Raw genomic sequence first — 15,072 nt, forward strand, 5'->3', positions numbered from 1 at the left:
CAAACGTGAAAGCCCGGCCTCGTGCCGGGCTTTCTGTTTCTGCGGTGTGGATTCCTGCCGGCTGCATGCCGGTTTTCTGCGGGATTGTGTCCATTTGTGAAACGCTTCGTGGGCGCCAGGGAAATGTGCGGGTAGACTCGGCCCACTTCTCGAACCCCTCCCTCCATGAAGCATGTTTCTTGCGTTTTTTCCTTGGCGTCGCTGCCGCTTGCGTCCGTGAACGACTGCCGGATCCGTGCGGTCACGGGGCGCGACGAGTGGGTGGGGCTGTTTGCGCGCCTGCCCGCGCCGGCGATCGTCCAGGCCTGGGGCTACGGCGAAGCCAAGGCGGCTGGCGGCTGGCGGGTGGAGCGGCTAGTCTTCGAGCAGGCCGGCCAGCCGGTGGCGATCTGCCAGGTGCTGGTGAAGCGTCTGCTGGGGCTGCCGGTGGCGGCGCGGATCAACCGTGGGCCGCAGTTCCTCGCGCTCCGGCCCCAGGAGGCGGAGGTACGCGCCGTGTACGCGGCGCTGCGCAAGCGCTGGCGCTTCGGTCGGCGCGGCGTGCTGGTGCTGGCGCCGGGGCTCACCGAATCGGACGAGCATCCCCAGTGGCTGCGGGAGGCTGGTTTCATTGCCCGCGGTACGGCGGGCTGGTGTTCGGCGGTGCTGGATCTGACCCAGGACGCCGCCACCCTGCGCAAGCGGCTGGCCTCCACATGGCGCACCCAGCTCAATGGCGCCGAACGGGGCGGGCTGGAGTTTGAAATCTCCGACAAGCCCTGTGCCTTCGACTGGATGCTCGCCCGTCACCAGGAAAACATGCGCGACAAGGGCTTTGCCGGCACGTCGCCGGACCTCCTGCGGGCGCTGCGGGAGCGGGCGCCGGAGGATGTCTTCGTGTGCCGGGCGCTGCACGACGGCCAGCCTCTGGCCGGGATGATCGTGTTCCGCTTTGCCCGGAGCGCCGAGTATTTCGTCGGCTGGTTCGGGCCGGAAGCGCGCCAGAAGAAGGCCGGCAACTTCCTGATGTGGAACGCGCTGCTTTCCATGCAGGCCCGCGGCTGCGAACGCTTCGATCTGGGCGGCTACTCGTCGTCCGACGGCTACGGCCGCTTCAAGCAGGGGCTGCGGGGCAGCGAATACCGCCTGCTCGAAGAGTGGGTCGCCTTCTGAGGGCGTTTCCGCCCACCGGGCTCAGCCCAGTTTCTTTTCCATGAACATCGCGGCTCCCATCGCCGGGTCGAGCTGGTAGGCCTGAAAGCCGAACTCCAGATAGGCCCGGTGCGCCCCGCGGTTGCCTTCCAGCACCTCCAGCGTCAGCTTGCAGCAGCCCCGGTCCCGCGCCACCGTCTCGGCGTGGGCGAGGAGGGCGCGGGCGATCCCGCGTCGGCGGAAATCCTCGTGCACCACGATGTCGTGGATGTTGAGCAGCGGCTTGCCGGCGAAGGTGGAAAAACCCTCGACGCAGTTGATCAGGCCGGCGGGCTGCGTTCTTCCTGATTCATCACTCACGTAGGCAATGTGGCACAGCACCGTCGGCCGGCGGCGCAGGGCGTCCGGCAGGCGGGCGCGCAGGTCGTCGTCCATGGGTTTGCCGTTGCCCGTGGGGCCGCGCATGTAGTGGTCGAGGAGGAACAGGAAATCGGCGGTCTGCCGTGGGTCATCGAAGTTGACCGGCTGGAGGGTGAGGGTGGTCATCTGGAGCGGAAGGGCTGGTTAGTGGGTTTCCGATTGGCTGGTCAGCGGCTTGTCGGTATTGCTGGAAGGGCTTTTGTCACCGCCGGCAGGATTCGCTAAGGCATTGCTCAGGCTGGTTTTTTGGCGCGCGGCCAGTTTGGGCATGGTTCTTGTTAATTCCTCCCAAGGCTGCGCGACCTTGTCGGCCCGGTTTCGTCGCGGCAGATCAGAAGATATCCGGGCGTGATGTTCCAGGAGGGGAGGGCTGACGTCCATGACCGAAACATTTTACGAGGTGCTGCGCCGGCAGGGGATTACCCGACGCAGCTTCATGAAGTTCTGCAGCCTGACGGCCACGTCGCTGGGGCTGGGTAGCGCCTTTGTGCCGAAGATCGCCCACGCGCTGGAGACCAAGCCGCGCACGCCGGTGATCTGGCTGCACGGGCTGGAATGCACCTGCTGTTCCGAATCCTTCATCCGCTCGGCGCACCCGCTCACCAAGGACGTGGTGCTGTCGATGCTGTCCCTCGACTACGACGACACCCTGATGGCCGCCGCCGGCCACCAGGCCGAGGCGATCATCGAAGAGGTGAAGAAGAAGTACAAGGGCAACTACATCGTGGCCGTCGAGGGCAATCCGCCCCTCAATGAGGACGGCATGTTCTGCATCCACGGCGGCCGGCCGTTCGTGGAAGTGCTGAAGGAAACCTGCGCCGACGCCAAGGCGATCATCAGCTGGGGCGCCTGCGCGTCCTACGGCTGCGTGCAGGCCGCCAAGCCGAACCCGACCCGGGCGACCCCGGTGCATCAGGTCATCACCAACAAGCCGATCGTCCGCGTGCCCGGCTGCCCGCCGATCGCCGAGGTGATGACCGGTGTCGTCACCTACATGCTGACCTTCGACCGCATCCCCGAGCTCGACCGCCAGGGCCGGCCGAAGATGTTCTACGGCCAGCGCATCCACGACAAGTGCTACCGCCGCCCGCACTTCGACGCCGGCCAGTTCGTCGAGAACTGGGACGACGAAGCCGCGCGCAAGGGCTACTGCCTCTACAAGATGGGCTGCAAGGGCCCGACCACTTACAACGCCTGCTCGTCGATGCGCTGGAACGGCGGCGTGAGCTGGCCGGTGCAATCCGGCCACGGCTGTATCGGCTGCTCGGAAGACGGCTTCTGGGACAAGGGCAGCTTCTACGACCGGGTGACCGACATCCATCAGTTCGGCGTCGAGGCCAATGCCGACAAGATTGGCGCGACGGCTGCTGGCGCGGTGGGCGCGGCAGTGGCTGCCCACGCGGCGGTGACGGCGCTGGCGCGGGCCCGCTCGCAGCATGACGACAAGAATTCGGGAGACAAATGATGACGGTGCTGGAAACCCAGGGCTTCAAGCTCGACAACTCGGGCAAGCGCGTGGTGGTCGATCCGGTGTGCCGGATCGAGGGTCACCTGCGCGTCGAGGTGAACATCGACGAACATAATGTGATCCGCAACGCTGTCTCGACCGGCACCATGTGGCGCGGGCTGGAGGTGATCCTGAAGGGCCGCGACCCGCGCGATGCGTGGGCTTTCACCGAGCGAATCTGCGGCGTGTGCACCGGCACCCACGCGCTCACCTCGGTGCGCGCGGTGGAAGACGCCCTCAACATCAAGATCCCCGAGAACGCCAACATCATCCGCAACCTGATGCAGCTGGCGCTCCAGATTCACGATCACCTGGTGCACTTCTACCACCTGCACGCGCTGGACTGGGTGGACGTGGTGTCGGCCCTGAAGGCCGATCCCAAGAAGACCTCCGAACTCGCCCAGAGCATCTCCAGCTGGCCGCTGTCGTCGCCGGGTTACTTCCGTGACGTGCAGAATCGCCTGAAGAAGTTTGTCGAATCCGGCCAGCTCGGCCCCTTCATGAACGGCTACTGGGGCAACCCGGCCTACCGGCTGCCGCCGGAAGCCAACCTGATGGCGGTCACCCATTATCTGGAAGCGCTCGATTTCCAGAAGGAGATCGTCAAGATCCACACCATCTTCGGTGGCAAGAACCCGCACCCGAACTGGCTGGTGGGCGGCGTGCCCTGCGCGATCAACATGGAAGGTGCGGGCGCGGTCGGCGCGATCAACATGGAGCGGCTCAACCTGATCTCCTCGATCATCGACCGCTGCATCGAGTTCATCGACATGGTGTATGTGCCGGATCTCGTCGCCATCGCCAGCTTCTACAAGGACTGGACCTACGGCGGCGGCCTGTCGAGCCAGTGCGTGCTGTCGTACGGCGACATCCCGGACGTGGCCAACGACTACTCGGCCAAGAACCTGCTGCTGCCCCGCGGCGCCATCATCAACGGCGACCTCACCAAGGTGCACGAAGTGGACCTGCGCGACCCCGAGCAGGTGCAGGAACACGTGGCCCACAGCTGGTACAAGTACGCCGACGAGACCAAGGGTCTGCACCCGTGGGACGGTGTCACCGAACCCAACTTCGAGCTGGGCAAGGCCACCAAGGGCACCAAGACCAAGATCGAGAACCTGGACGAAGCCGGCAAGTATTCGTGGATCAAGGCGCCCCGCTGGCGTGGCCACGCGATGGAGGTCGGCCCCCTGTCGCGCTACGTCATCGGCTACGCCCAGAACAACCCCGAGTTCAAGGAGCCCGTGGACAAGCTGCTGAAGGATCTCGGCCTGCCCCTCAAGGCGATCTTCTCGACCCTCGGCCGCACCGCGGCGCGGGGCCTGGAGGCTTCGTGGGCGGCGCACAAGTCGCGCTACTTCTTCGACAAGCTGATGGCCAACCTCAAGGCTGGCGATCTCTCCACCGCCAACATCGAAAAGTGGGACCCTTCCACCTGGCCGAAGGACGCCAAGGGCGTCGGCTTCACCGAGGCGCCGCGTGGCGCGCTGGGCCACTGGATCCGCATCAAGGACACCCGCATCGACAACTACCAGGCGGTGGTGCCCACCACCTGGAACGGCGGCCCGCGGGACGCGAAGGGCCAGATCGGCGCCTTCGAGGCCTCGCTGATGGACACCCCGGTGGCCAAGGCCGACGAGCCGCTGGAAATCCTGCGCACCCTGCATTCCTTCGACCCGTGCATGGCCTGCTCCACCCATGTGCTGTCGCCGGACGGGCAGGAAATGGCGTCGATCAAGGTCCGCTGAGGAGATGATGATGACCCCCACGCTCACGTTGTTCGCGGAGGGTCAGCTTTGCACAGCTGACCCGTTCGGCAGGCGCGGCACAGGGTGCCGCGCATTCCCTGTCTCACCCCCCCAAGGGGGCGCCGCCTCCCTCGGGGCGGCCCGTCGGGAGGCTTGATCATGCTTTCACAACAAGACATGCTGGAGGCCGAACGGCACGGCCGGCAGGTACGTTCGATCTACGTGTACGAGGCGCCGGTGCGCCTGTGGCACTGGATCAACGCCCTGGCCATCGTCGTGCTGGCGGTGAGCGGCTACTTCATCGGCAAGCCGCTGCCGACGATGCCCGGTGAGGCGTCGGACAACTTCCTGATGGGCTACATCCGCTTTGCCCACTTCGCCGCGGCTTACATCTTCGCGGTGGGGCTGGTGGGGCGGGTGTATTGGGCCTTCGTCGGCAACCACCACGCCCGGCAGATCTTCAAGCTGCCGATCACCAACGGGCAGTGGTGGAGCGAGGTGTTCTTCGAGCTGCGCTGGTATCTCTTCCTTGAGAAGCACCCGAAGAAGTACGTCGGCCACAACCCGATGGCCCAGCTGATGATGTTCTTCTTCTTCACCGTGCTGGCCTTCGGGATGCTCTTCACCGGCTTCGCGCTGTACAGCGAAGGCCTTGGGCTGGGCTCGTGGGCCGATCGCCTGTTCGGCTGGGTGCTGCCGCTGCTGGGTGGCTCGATGCAGACCCACAGCCTGCACCGGCTCGGCATGTGGATCATGATGAGCTTTGCGCTGGTCCACGTGTATGCGGCGATCCGTGAAGACATCATGAGCCGCCAGAGTCTCATCTCCACGATGATCTCTGGCTGGCGGATGTTCAAGGACTGATCCAGCCGCCTGCAGGTGCTGCAAACAAAAATGGCCCGGTTTCGACCGGGCCATTTTTATTGAACGACTGCGCCGCGTCAGGCGATCGAGAACACGTAGATGAAGGACGCGGTGACCAGGATCAGCGCTGCGACGATGGCGCCGCCGGTGGCGAGGATCGAGGTGTAGCTGACGATCGCGAAGTGCCGCCCGCAGTTCTTGCAGCGGAAGTACTCGGTGAAGTTGATGCCGGCAAATTTGTGCGGATGCATCTTGGAGCGGCGCACGTTGGTGCTCTTGCAGTGGATGCAGTGGGGTGCCGCCGACTTGAACAGCTTGACCGCCCGGGCCGGCTTGCGCTTCTCGAGCACCTTCTTGCCCAGCTTGGCGGGCGGCAGGGATTCGGGCGGCATCTCGCTGTCCGGCGCGTCGGACTTGATCGTGGCGAGCTTGCTGTTGGCCTGGGCGCGGCGATACAGGAAGAACGCGAAGCCGCCCGAGATGAAGGCCACCAGGCCCACCAGGCCCACCTTCAGGAAGGGGCCGACGACGTGCCAGATGGCGGCGGGGTCGAGGGGCTGGGGCGCGGCAGGTGCGGCGCCCGGAGCTGCACCGGGCGCTGCGCCGGCGGGGGCGGTCATGGCGGCGCTGCCCGACGGGGATTGCCCGGCCGCGCCGCTGCGGATCTCCTTCAGCTTCTCGTGGCCATGCCAGGCGGCCTGGACCGGGCTCATGCCGGCACGGGCCAGCAGCACCGCGTCGTCAAAGACGAAGCCGGCCTCCCACCAGGCCAGCCGGTCGGCCGGCGAGAAGCCCTCGCGCTTCCAGGCGGCCGGATCGGAGTGGTCCATTTCCGACATCATCGAGCGGCTCTGGCGGGCCGAATCGCGCCACTGGCGGGCTTCATCGGCGTCGAAGCCCTTGTCCGACCAGGTGCGGGCGACGACCGGCTCGAAGCCGGCGGAGTGCCAGTTCATGCCTTCCTGGGGGTTGAAGCCGTAGTTCTGCCACTCCCGTGCCTCGACCGGCTTCATGCCGGTGTCTTCCCATCGGGTCACCTTCGGCGGCGCCGGCAGGCTCGTGCCGCTCGCCGGTGCGGTGGTGGCCAGCGGGATGGAGGGCGCCGCCTCTGCCTTGGGAGGAATGGGTTCGCCCACCGAGACGGACACGGCCGGAAGCGGCGAGGCGAGCAGGGCGAGGGCCGCGATGGCCGGAAGAAGGTTTTTCATGGGGAGGGACGATAAATCAGCGCAAGCGAAAGCGGATTGTGAACCGATGCGGCGATGCGACAAAAGTCATATTTATCGCGCCCCTGCAGAAAATCCACATCCGGATCACAAGTGGTGATCGCAGACGATGGGTGGCGGGGCAAATGTCGCATAAATGGCAATGGCGTGGGCGGCTGATTGCATCTGGAGTGGAAACGATTCTTCCGCTTTCTGGTGGCGCTGGAAGTCTGCTTTTCCTTTTGACTGCCTGGTGGTATGGCTGTGTGCGCTAAGGCCTTGTCCTGTAAGCCGCTTCGCCTTTCGGGGCGTCGCAGGGCGGCCCGGCACGGAACTTGATTGAAGTGACCACCTTCCTGTTTTCGGAAACGCCATGACCGGCCATCCTTCCATTCTCGTTCTGGGTATCGGCAACCTCCTGTGGGCCGACGAAGGCTTTGGCGTGCGCTGCGCCGAAGCCCTGGCCGAACGCTTCGCGCTGCCGCCGCAGGTTACCGTGATGGACGGTGGCACCCAGGGCCTCTACCTGCTGCCCTACGTGGAGGACGCGCGCCGCCTGCTGGTGTTCGATGCGGTGGACTACGGCGATGCGCCGGGCACCCTGCGCATCGTGGTGGGCGACGAGGTGCCGCGCTTCATGGGCGCCAAGAAGATGAGCCTGCACCAGACCGGCTTCCAGGAAGTGCTGGCCTCGGCTGAACTCCTCGGCCGCCTGCCCGACGAGCTGGTGCTGATCGGCTGCCAGCCGGTCGAGCTAGAAGACTTTGGCGGCAGTCTGCGCGACGCGGTGAAGGCCCAGATCGGCCCGGCTCTCGACGTGGCCTGCGAATGGCTCACCCGCTGGGGCGCCGCGCCAGTGCCGCGCACGGATGCCGGCCCGCGCCTCAACGCCGACAGCCTGACCATGGACGCCTACGAAGCCGGCCGGCCCAGCGAGCGCGATGCCTGGCGCCTCGGCGACGCCCGCTTCATCCGGGAGGACTGAGCCATGTGCCTCGGCATTCCCGTGCAGGTCATCGAAGCGTCCGGCTGGACGGCCCGCTGCCAGGGGCCGGACGGCGAGCAGACGATCGACCTGGTGCTTGTCGGCGAACAGCCACCGGGCACCTGGCTCCTCACCTTTCTTGGCGCCGCCCGCGAAGTCATCGACGCGGAGCGCGCCCACGCCATCAACAACGCGCTGGCCGCCCTCGGCGCCGCCATGCGTGGCGACCAGGCCGGCATCGACGCCCTGTTCGCCGATCTGGTCGAGCGTACGCCGACCCTCCCCGCCCACCTCACGGAGCCCCAATGAGCGCCCAGTTCGCCCCGCCCCCGTCGTCCCTCGACAAGCTCGACGCCGCCCTCAAGCGCCTCGCCGAGCGCAACGGCTTTGTGCGCCTCGCCGACGAAGCCGCGCTGGATGCGGCCCTCGACGCCGACGGCCTCGCCGTGCTGCTCCTCACCGACGACCCCCAGCGCAGCCCCGAATCCCTCGACGTGGTGGTGGTGCTGCCGGAAGCCCTGCGCGCCCTCGGCGTGACGGCCAGCGGCCTCGCTGCCGGAGCCGATCTGAGCCCCGCGCTGGCCCGCCGTTTCGGCGTCAATCGCTACCCGGCGGTGGTCGTGCTGCGGGGCGGCGCCTATCTGGGCGTGATCTCCGGCATTCTCGACTGGAGCCCCTTTGTTACCGAGCTCGCGCGGATCAGCGCCCTGGCGCCCAGCCGCCCGCCCATTTCCATCGCCACCCAGGCTACCCGGAGCTGCGCATGAAACCCTTCCCGATCCCCGTGGTGCCCGTCGGCCCCGGCTCCCAGACCGACGAATCCCCCGAATACTTGGCCATGCCCAGCGGGATGAACACCTTCCGCGCCCCGCGCCTGCCCGAGACGATGAGCGACGAGGATCTCGCCCGCGCCGCCGACATCCTCGATCACCTGCTCGCCGACATGCGCGCCCGGCCCCTGGGCGCTGCCCAGCCGGCGTCAGTCGATCTGGCCGGCGAGCCCCGCGGCGTGCGCGACCTGCTCACCGAATCCCTGGGCTTCGGCGAAGTCTCCGCCTTCACCCTGGCGCCCACCCGCATCCGCGTGCAGGAGACCGCCTTCGCCGCCCTGTGGCGGGTGCTGGAGGAGGGCGCCGACGGCCGCATCGTTGCCGATCGCCTCGAGGCCAGCCCGGTGCCGGCCGAGCTCTACGCCGCCATGCGCGCCACCACCCTGCCGGCCCTCACGCCGCCGCCGCTCACCGCCGGGATGATGAACGGCGAGGCGCTGCTCGCTGAAGTCCAGCAGCAGTCCGCGCGCCACGTGGCCGGCCAGGCCGCCCACGTCATCAACCTCACCCTCCTGCCGGTCAGCGAGGCCGACCTGGACTACCTCTACGGCGCCCTCGGCCACCGGGAGGTGTCGATGCTCTCCCGCGGATACGGCAACTGCCGTGTCACCAGCACCCGACTCGCCAACGTGTGGTGGGTGCAGTACTTCAACAGCATGGACACCCTGATCCTCAACACCATCGAGGTGGTGGACATGCCCGAGGTCGTCCTGGCTGCTGACGAGGACTACACCGACACCATCGAGCGCCTCGGCGAATACATCGCCATGCTGCGGGAAAGCTGACGATGTTCGAAGGTTCCTTCCTGGGCGATGGCGAAAAGCTCGCCGACGACGACCGGCTCGAATGCGGCATCTGCTGGCAGGTATACGACCCCGCCGCGGGCGACGCCCACTGGGGCATCCCCGCCGGCACGCCGTTTTCGCAGCTGCCCGAGCACTGGCGCTGCCCCAACTGCGACGCCCCGCGCCACAAGTTCATGGTGCTGAAGGACTGATCCGTGCCCGCCCTGCCCACGCCCGCCCAGCTCGCGGCCCGCATCGAAGCCCATTACCGTGCCGTGGCCGCCGGCCCGATGGCCGACGTGCCCCTGTGCAACCCGCGCCTGTCGGTGCGCGTCGCACAGCTGGTGGAATGGGATGGCGTGCGCGTGGCTGCGTTGGTGATGCCCTGGGCGATCAACCTGCTGATCCTGCCCGGCAGCGCGCCCTGGCAGGCGGCCGAATCCCTCGCCAAGACCCGCTGGCACTTTCCCAGTGGCGACTACGAGTTCGTCTACGGCACCGACGTGGGCTTCGGGCCCTATCAGGTGTGCTCGCTGTTCTCGCCGGCGCCGGAGTTCGACGCGATGGAAACCGCCTGCGACACGGCCTCGGCGGCGCTCATCGCGCTGCTGCAGGCGCCGGTCGAACCCGTCGAGGCCCGGCCGGAGGCCGAAGTTTCCAGCCGGCGCCGCTGGCTCTTCGGGCGCCACGCGGCATGACCGTCGCCGTCCGCCGGCCCGTGGCGAGGCGCCCCCTGTGACGCAGTCGGTGCTTGCCGGCAGCCTGCGGGTTGCCGCGCGCTGGGACGCCGGTGCGTTGACCGGCTGGAGCGTGCAGCTCGTCCGCCCGCCGGTGGCCCGCGCTTTGGTCGGGCTTGCCCCAGCCGACGCGCTGGCCCGCGTCCCGCTATATTTTTCCCTGTGCGCGAAGGCCCAGCGCGAAGCCGGCCGGCTGGCCCTGGCCGCCGCCGGCTGCGTGGCCGACACGCCGGTGCCGTCGTGGCAGCTGTGGGCCGAATGTCTCCACGAACACCTGTGGCGGCTGCTCCTCGACTGGCCGCGGCTGGCGGGGGAGTCGCCCCGCGCCCCGGCCTTCGCCGCCTGGCGTGCCGCCCGGGGCCTGGGGCAGGCCGCCGTCATCGACGCCACCAGGCAGATCATCGCCGAACTGCCGGCCATCGCCGAGGCCGCCGATCAGCTCGCCGCCTTCGCCGCCGCCGCCCGGGCGCTGGAGGAGGATCGCCCCTATCCGTGGGGCAATGCCGGCAATCCGGGGGCCGGTGCGGGCGAGGCGTGGGTGCACACCGCCCGCGGCCGCCTGCGTCACGCGCTGTGCGTGGACGATGGCCGGGTCGCCGCATGGCGGATCGACGCGCCGACGGATCGCAATTTCGCCGACGAAAAGGGTATCGTGGAGCGCCTGCCGGCCCGCCTGCCTTCCCTGGCGGCCGCCCGCCGCGCAGTGGAGACGGCCGTCCTGCAGCTCGACCCCTGCGTGCCTTACACCGTGGAGATCGTGGATGCATGAAATGTCGCTGGCGGAAGGCATCCGCCAGATCGTCGAGGACGCCGGGCGCGCCCAGGGCTTTCGCAAGGTGAAGACGGTGGTGCTGGAAATCGGCCAGCTCTCGTCGGTCGAACCCGAGGCGCTCGCCTTCTGCTTCGACGTGGTGATGAAGGACAGCATCGCCGACGGCGCCGCCCTCCAGATCGACCCCGTGCCCGGCCAGGGCTGGTGCATGCAGTGCGCCGTCACCGTGCCGATAAGTGCCCTGTATGATCCGTGCCCCCATTGCGGCAGCTACCAGGTGCAGGCCACCGGCGGCACCGAGATGCGGGTGAAGGAACTCGAAATCGAATGAAAGCAAACTGACATGTGCAATGTGTGCGGCTGCGGGGCCGGAGAAACCCGCATCGAAGGCGAGGCGCTTGACCGGGACGGCCACGAACACGAGCACGTGCACGCCGATGGCACCGTCCATCGCCACGCCCACGGCCACGAGGGCGAGCATGCCCACAGTCACCAATGGGTGCCCGCCGGCGCCCACGGCCACCGGCACCAGCACGCCGACGGCACCTGGCACACCCACGATCACGTGCACACCGCCGACCACGCTCACCCCCACACGGATGCCGGCGACGGCAGCCTGCACTACGGCCACGGCCCGGCCGGCGCCCACGCCCCGGGCATGAGCCAGGCCCAGATGGTCAAGATCGAGCAGAACATCCTCGCCAAGAACGACGGCTACGCCGAACGCAACCGCGGCTGGCTGGCCGACCGGGGCATCCTCGCCCTCAACCTCGTGTCCAGCCCCGGTTCGGGCAAGACGACCCTGCTGGTGCGCACCATCGACGCCCTCAAGGCCCGCCCTGGCGCGGTGCCGGTGGCGGTGGTGGAAGGCGACCAGCAGACCAGTTTCGACGCCGAGCGCATCCGCGCCACCGGCGCCCCCGCGCTGCAGATCAACACCGGCAAGGGCTGTCATCTCGATGCGCTGATGGTCGGCCACGCGCTCGAAAAACTGGCCCCGCCCGACGACAGCGTGCTGCTCATCGAGAACGTCGGCAACCTCGTGTGCCCGGCCGCCTTCGACCTGGGCGAGGCCGCCAAGGTGGTGGTGCTGTCCGTTACCGAGGGCGAGGACAAGCCCCTCAAGTACCCGGACATGTTCGCCGCCGCCAGTCTGATGTTGGTCAATAAGGTTGACCTATTGCCCTACCTCACATTCGACGTCGCCCGCGCCATCGATTTCGCCCGCCGGGTCAATCCCCAGCTGCAGGTGATCCAGGTGTCGGCCACCACCGGCGCCGGCTTTGACGAATGGCTGGGCTGGATCGATGCGCGCCTCGCGGCGGCCCGTGCCGCCCGGGTGGCCACCGTTGACCAGCTTCGTGCGCGCATCGCCGCCCTCGAAGCCCAACTCGCCGCCAAGGGCTGACCCGCCGATGCTGATCGTCGTCGACCCGACCCGCGTCGCCCGCCGCCTGCGCGTGCGCGGCGTGGTGCAGGGCGTGGGCTTCCGGCCCTTCGTGTACCGCTTCGCCAACTCCCTCGGCCTCGTCGGCTGGGTGCGCAACGACGGCGGCGGGGTGGAGATCGAGATCCAGGGCAGCGAGCCCGTGCTCGACGCCTTCACCCAGTGCCTTGCCAGCGAGGCGCCGCCCCTGGCGCGGGTGGACGCCATCGAGCCGGAGGTGATCCCGCCCGATCATTCCCGCAGGGATTTCGTGATTCTGCCCAGCGCCGAAGGCGAGGTGGCCACCGCCATCGGCCCCGACGTGGGCGTGTGCCACGCCTGCCTCACCGAACTCTTCAACCCCGACGACCGGCGCTGGCGCTATCCCTTCATCAACTGCACCCACTGCGGCCCGCGCTACACCATCACCCGCAGTCTGCCCTACGACCGGGCGCGCACCAGCATGGCGGCCTTCGAGCTGTGCGAAGTCTGCGCCGCCGAATACCGCCACCCGGGCAACCGGCGCTTCCATGCCGAGCCCAACGCCTGCCCCACCTGCGGCCCGCGCCTCAGTCTGCATGAGCCCCACGGCCTCACCGCGCTGGCCCGCGATCCGCTGGCCGAGGCGGTGCGCCGCCTGCAACTGGGCGAGATCGTCGCCATCAAGGGTCTGGGCGGCTTCCACCTGGCCTGCGACGCGTCCAACGCCGACGCCGTCGCCCGCCTCCGCGAACGGAAGGCGCGCCCCCACCAGCCCCTCGCGCTGATGGTCGCGAGCGTCGCCAGCCTGGCCGGCCGGGTGCGCATCAGCGCCGCCGAGGCCGCGGTGCTCGAAAGCCCCGAGCGGCCCATCGTGCTGCTCGCCAAGCAACCCGGCTGCGACGAGGCCTTCCCCGGCATCGCCCCCGATCTCGACGAGCTGGGCGTGATGCTGCCCGGCACGCCGCTCCATTACCTGCTGTTCCACGAGGCCGCCGGCCGCCCCGCCGGCACCGCCTGGCTCGACCAGCCGCAGCCCCTGGCCCTGGTGATGACCAGCGCCAACCCCCACGGCGAGCCCCTCGTCCAGCGCAACGACGAAGCCTTCGAACGCCTCGCCGACATCGCCGACGTGCTGCTGATGCACGACCGGGACATCGTGGTGCGCTGCGACGACTCGGTGCTGCGCTTGCGCACCGATCTACCCGCCACGCCGGGCGAGGGCGACGGCAAGAGCGCCGGCGTGCAGTTCCTGCGCCGCGCCCGGGGCTTCACCCCGCTGGCGATGCCGCTCGATGCCAGCGGCCCGGCGGTGCTGGCCGTCGGCGCCCACTTCAAGGCCACCTTGTGCCTCGCCCGCGGGGCCGAGGCGTTCTTGTCCCAGCACATCGGCGGGCTCGACAACCCGGCCGCCTGCGTCGCCCTCGACGAAGCCGCCGAGCACCTGCAGGCCATCCTGTCGGTGCGCCCGGCCGCCGTCGCCCACGACGCCCATCCCGATTACTACTCCACCCAAGCCGCGCTGGCCCTGGCCGATGCGCTGGACGTGCCGTCCATCGCCGTCCAGCACCACCACGCCCACATCGCCGCGGTGTGCGCCGAGCATCGTCTCGACGGCCCGGTGCTCGGCTTTGCCGCCGACGGCGTGGGCCTCGGCACTGACGGCCTGCCCTGGGGTGGCGAGCTGCTCTACGTGGATGGCGCCGAGTTCCGTCGCCTGGGCCACCTGAGCCCGCTGGCCCTGCCCGGCGGCGACCGGGCCGCCCGCGAGCCCTGGCGCGTCGCCACCGCCGTGCTCCACGCCCTCGGCCAGCGCGATGAGGCCGCCCGCCGCTTCGCCCACCAACCGGCGGTGGAACAGGTGCTGGCGATGCTCGAGCGCGGCGTGCGCTGCCCGCCCACCACCAGCCTCGGCCGCTGGTTCGACGCCGCCGCCGGCCTGCTCGGGCTGTGCGACGCCACCAGCTTCGAGGGCCAGGCTGCGATGCGTCTTGAAACCCTCGCCCGGCTCCGCGGCCACACCCTGCCGCTGGCGGGCGGCTACCACATCGACACCCGGCCCGATGGCCCCTCGGTGCTCAACCTCTACCCGCTGCTCCATCATCTGGTGGGCGAGACCGACGCCGCCCGCGGCGCCAGCCACTTCCACGCCACCCTGATCGACGCCTTCGCCCAGTGGATCGGCGACGCCGCCCACGCCACCGGCCTGCGCCGGGTGGCCCTCTCCGGCGGCTGCCTGCTCAACCGCGAGCTCGCCATCGGCCTGCGCCACAAGCTCGCCACCCGCGGCCTCGCGGTGTTCGAAGCCCAGCACGTGCCCCCGGGCGACGGCGGCATCGCCCTCGGCCAGGCCTGGGTGGCGCGGGAAGAACTCCGCCGGGGGCTGCTGTGAGCAAGCTGAGCGCCACTCCGGCCAGTGTGCGCCGGCTGGAGGACGTCCCCAACGTGGGCAAGGCCGTCGCCGACATCCTGGGCCGGATCGGCATCCACGCCCCGGCCCAGCTCACCGGGCGCGACCCGTTCGAGCTCTACGCCGAATTCAACGCCGTCAGCGGCATCTGCAACGACCCCTGCCTGCTCGATACCTTCATCGCCGCCACCCGTTTCATGGGCGGTGAGCCGGCCCGGCCGTGGTGGGCCTACACCGCCGAGCGCAAGGCGCGCCTTGGCGGCGGCGACTGAA

Annotated in this window: 18 protein-coding genes; 15 read left to right on the top strand and 3 right to left on the bottom strand. The window is 68.8% G+C overall.

Annotation, left to right across the window (positions count from 1 at the left end; genetic code table 11):
* Positions 1-216 precede the first annotated feature (216 nt).
* The gene (locus tag GH681_RS14225; RefSeq protein ID WP_194271245.1) at positions 217-1,152 is read left to right on the top strand and encodes a GNAT family N-acetyltransferase; all 936 of its coding nucleotides are present in this window, start codon (positions 217-219) and stop codon (positions 1,150-1,152) included.
* A 21-nt stretch (positions 1,153-1,173) separates the two neighbouring features.
* Here the strand turns inward: GH681_RS14225 and GH681_RS14230 are convergent, their stop codons facing one another.
* Together GH681_RS14230 and GH681_RS23955 are read right to left on the bottom strand one after the other, a co-directional pair.
* Positions 1,174-1,677, bottom strand: coding sequence for an N-acetyltransferase (locus GH681_RS14230; RefSeq protein WP_153162119.1), 504 nt, complete (start codon positions 1,675-1,677; stop codon positions 1,174-1,176).
* Between the two features lie 18 nt (positions 1,678-1,695).
* Positions 1,696-1,821: a hypothetical protein gene (locus GH681_RS23955; protein ID WP_255425188.1), complete on the bottom strand. Its 126-nt coding sequence runs from the start codon at positions 1,819-1,821 to the stop codon at positions 1,696-1,698.
* Positions 1,822-1,930: 109 nt separating this feature from the next.
* Here GH681_RS23955 and GH681_RS14235 point away from each other — a divergent pair, with 109 nt between their 5' ends.
* The 3 genes from GH681_RS14235 to cybH all read left to right on the top strand — a co-directional run bounded on the left by GH681_RS14235 (position 1,931) and on the right by cybH (position 5,670).
* Positions 1,931-3,016, top strand: a complete 1,086-nt coding sequence (locus GH681_RS14235; RefSeq protein ID WP_153162120.1) for a hydrogenase small subunit — start codon at positions 1,931-1,933, stop codon at positions 3,014-3,016.
* On the top strand, positions 3,016-4,806 hold the full coding sequence (locus GH681_RS14240) for a nickel-dependent hydrogenase large subunit (RefSeq protein WP_153162121.1): 1,791 nt from the start codon (positions 3,016-3,018) through the stop codon (positions 4,804-4,806). The genes GH681_RS14235 and GH681_RS14240 overlap by 1 nt, the downstream gene beginning before the upstream one ends.
* Positions 4,807-4,965: 159 nt before the next feature.
* Entirely contained in the window at positions 4,966-5,670 is a 705-nt protein-coding gene (cybH, locus tag GH681_RS14245) for a Ni/Fe-hydrogenase, b-type cytochrome subunit (protein WP_153162122.1), read from the top strand.
* Between the two features lie 77 nt (positions 5,671-5,747).
* Here cybH and GH681_RS14250 read toward each other — a convergent pair whose 3' ends face one another.
* Complete coding sequence (locus GH681_RS14250; RefSeq protein WP_153162123.1) at positions 5,748-6,878, bottom strand: hypothetical protein; 1,131 nt, start codon at positions 6,876-6,878, stop codon at positions 5,748-5,750.
* Positions 6,879-7,248: 370 nt separating this feature from the next.
* Between GH681_RS14250 and GH681_RS14255 the strand changes: the two genes are divergently transcribed.
* Genes GH681_RS14255 through GH681_RS14305 form a run of 11 tightly spaced genes read left to right on the top strand, consistent with a single transcriptional unit; the run spans position 7,249 to position 15,071 of the window.
* Entirely contained in the window at positions 7,249-7,860 is a 612-nt protein-coding gene (locus GH681_RS14255) for a HyaD/HybD family hydrogenase maturation endopeptidase (RefSeq protein WP_153162124.1), read from the top strand.
* Positions 7,861-7,863: 3 nt separating this feature from the next.
* Positions 7,864-8,169, top strand: coding sequence for a HypC/HybG/HupF family hydrogenase formation chaperone (locus tag GH681_RS14260; RefSeq protein WP_153162125.1), 306 nt, complete (start codon positions 7,864-7,866; stop codon positions 8,167-8,169).
* Entirely contained in the window at positions 8,166-8,627 is a 462-nt protein-coding gene (locus GH681_RS14265) for a hydrogenase (protein WP_153162126.1), read from the top strand. Before GH681_RS14260 ends, GH681_RS14265 begins: the two co-directional genes overlap by 4 nt.
* The gene (locus GH681_RS14270; RefSeq protein WP_153162127.1) at positions 8,624-9,475 is read left to right on the top strand and encodes a hydrogenase expression/formation protein; all 852 of its coding nucleotides are present in this window, start codon (positions 8,624-8,626) and stop codon (positions 9,473-9,475) included. Before GH681_RS14265 ends, GH681_RS14270 begins: the two co-directional genes overlap by 4 nt.
* Before the next feature lie 2 nt (positions 9,476-9,477).
* The gene (locus tag GH681_RS14275) at positions 9,478-9,687 is read left to right on the top strand and encodes a rubredoxin (protein WP_153162128.1); all 210 of its coding nucleotides are present in this window, start codon (positions 9,478-9,480) and stop codon (positions 9,685-9,687) included.
* A 3-nt stretch (positions 9,688-9,690) separates the two neighbouring features.
* Positions 9,691-10,173, top strand: a complete 483-nt coding sequence (hybE, locus tag GH681_RS14280; protein ID WP_153162129.1) for a [NiFe]-hydrogenase assembly chaperone HybE — start codon at positions 9,691-9,693, stop codon at positions 10,171-10,173.
* Between the two features lie 37 nt (positions 10,174-10,210).
* Positions 10,211-10,981, top strand: coding sequence for a hypothetical protein (locus tag GH681_RS14285; RefSeq protein ID WP_153162130.1), 771 nt, complete (start codon positions 10,211-10,213; stop codon positions 10,979-10,981).
* Positions 10,974-11,315: a hydrogenase maturation nickel metallochaperone HypA gene (gene hypA / locus GH681_RS14290; protein WP_153162131.1), complete on the top strand. Its 342-nt coding sequence runs from the start codon at positions 10,974-10,976 to the stop codon at positions 11,313-11,315. The genes GH681_RS14285 and hypA overlap by 8 nt, the downstream gene beginning before the upstream one ends.
* Before the next feature lie 12 nt (positions 11,316-11,327).
* Positions 11,328-12,392 carry a hydrogenase nickel incorporation protein HypB gene (gene hypB / locus GH681_RS14295; RefSeq protein WP_153162132.1) on the top strand — a complete coding sequence of 355 codons (1,065 nt, stop codon included), beginning with the start codon at positions 11,328-11,330 and terminating at the stop codon, positions 12,390-12,392.
* A gap of 7 nt (positions 12,393-12,399) precedes the next feature.
* Positions 12,400-14,781 (top strand): carbamoyltransferase HypF, encoded by a 2,382-nt coding sequence (gene hypF / locus GH681_RS14300; protein ID WP_153162133.1) that lies wholly within the window; start codon positions 12,400-12,402, stop codon positions 14,779-14,781.
* Entirely contained in the window at positions 14,778-15,071 is a 294-nt protein-coding gene (locus GH681_RS14305; RefSeq protein WP_153162134.1) for a helix-hairpin-helix domain-containing protein, read from the top strand. The genes hypF and GH681_RS14305 overlap by 4 nt, the downstream gene beginning before the upstream one ends.
* The last annotated feature ends 1 nt before the right edge of the window (position 15,072 follow it).

Origin of the sequence: Zoogloea sp. 1C4 (assembly GCF_009469605.1) — a bacterium.
Taxonomy (GTDB): domain Bacteria; phylum Pseudomonadota; class Gammaproteobacteria; order Burkholderiales; family Rhodocyclaceae; genus Zoogloea; species Zoogloea oryzae.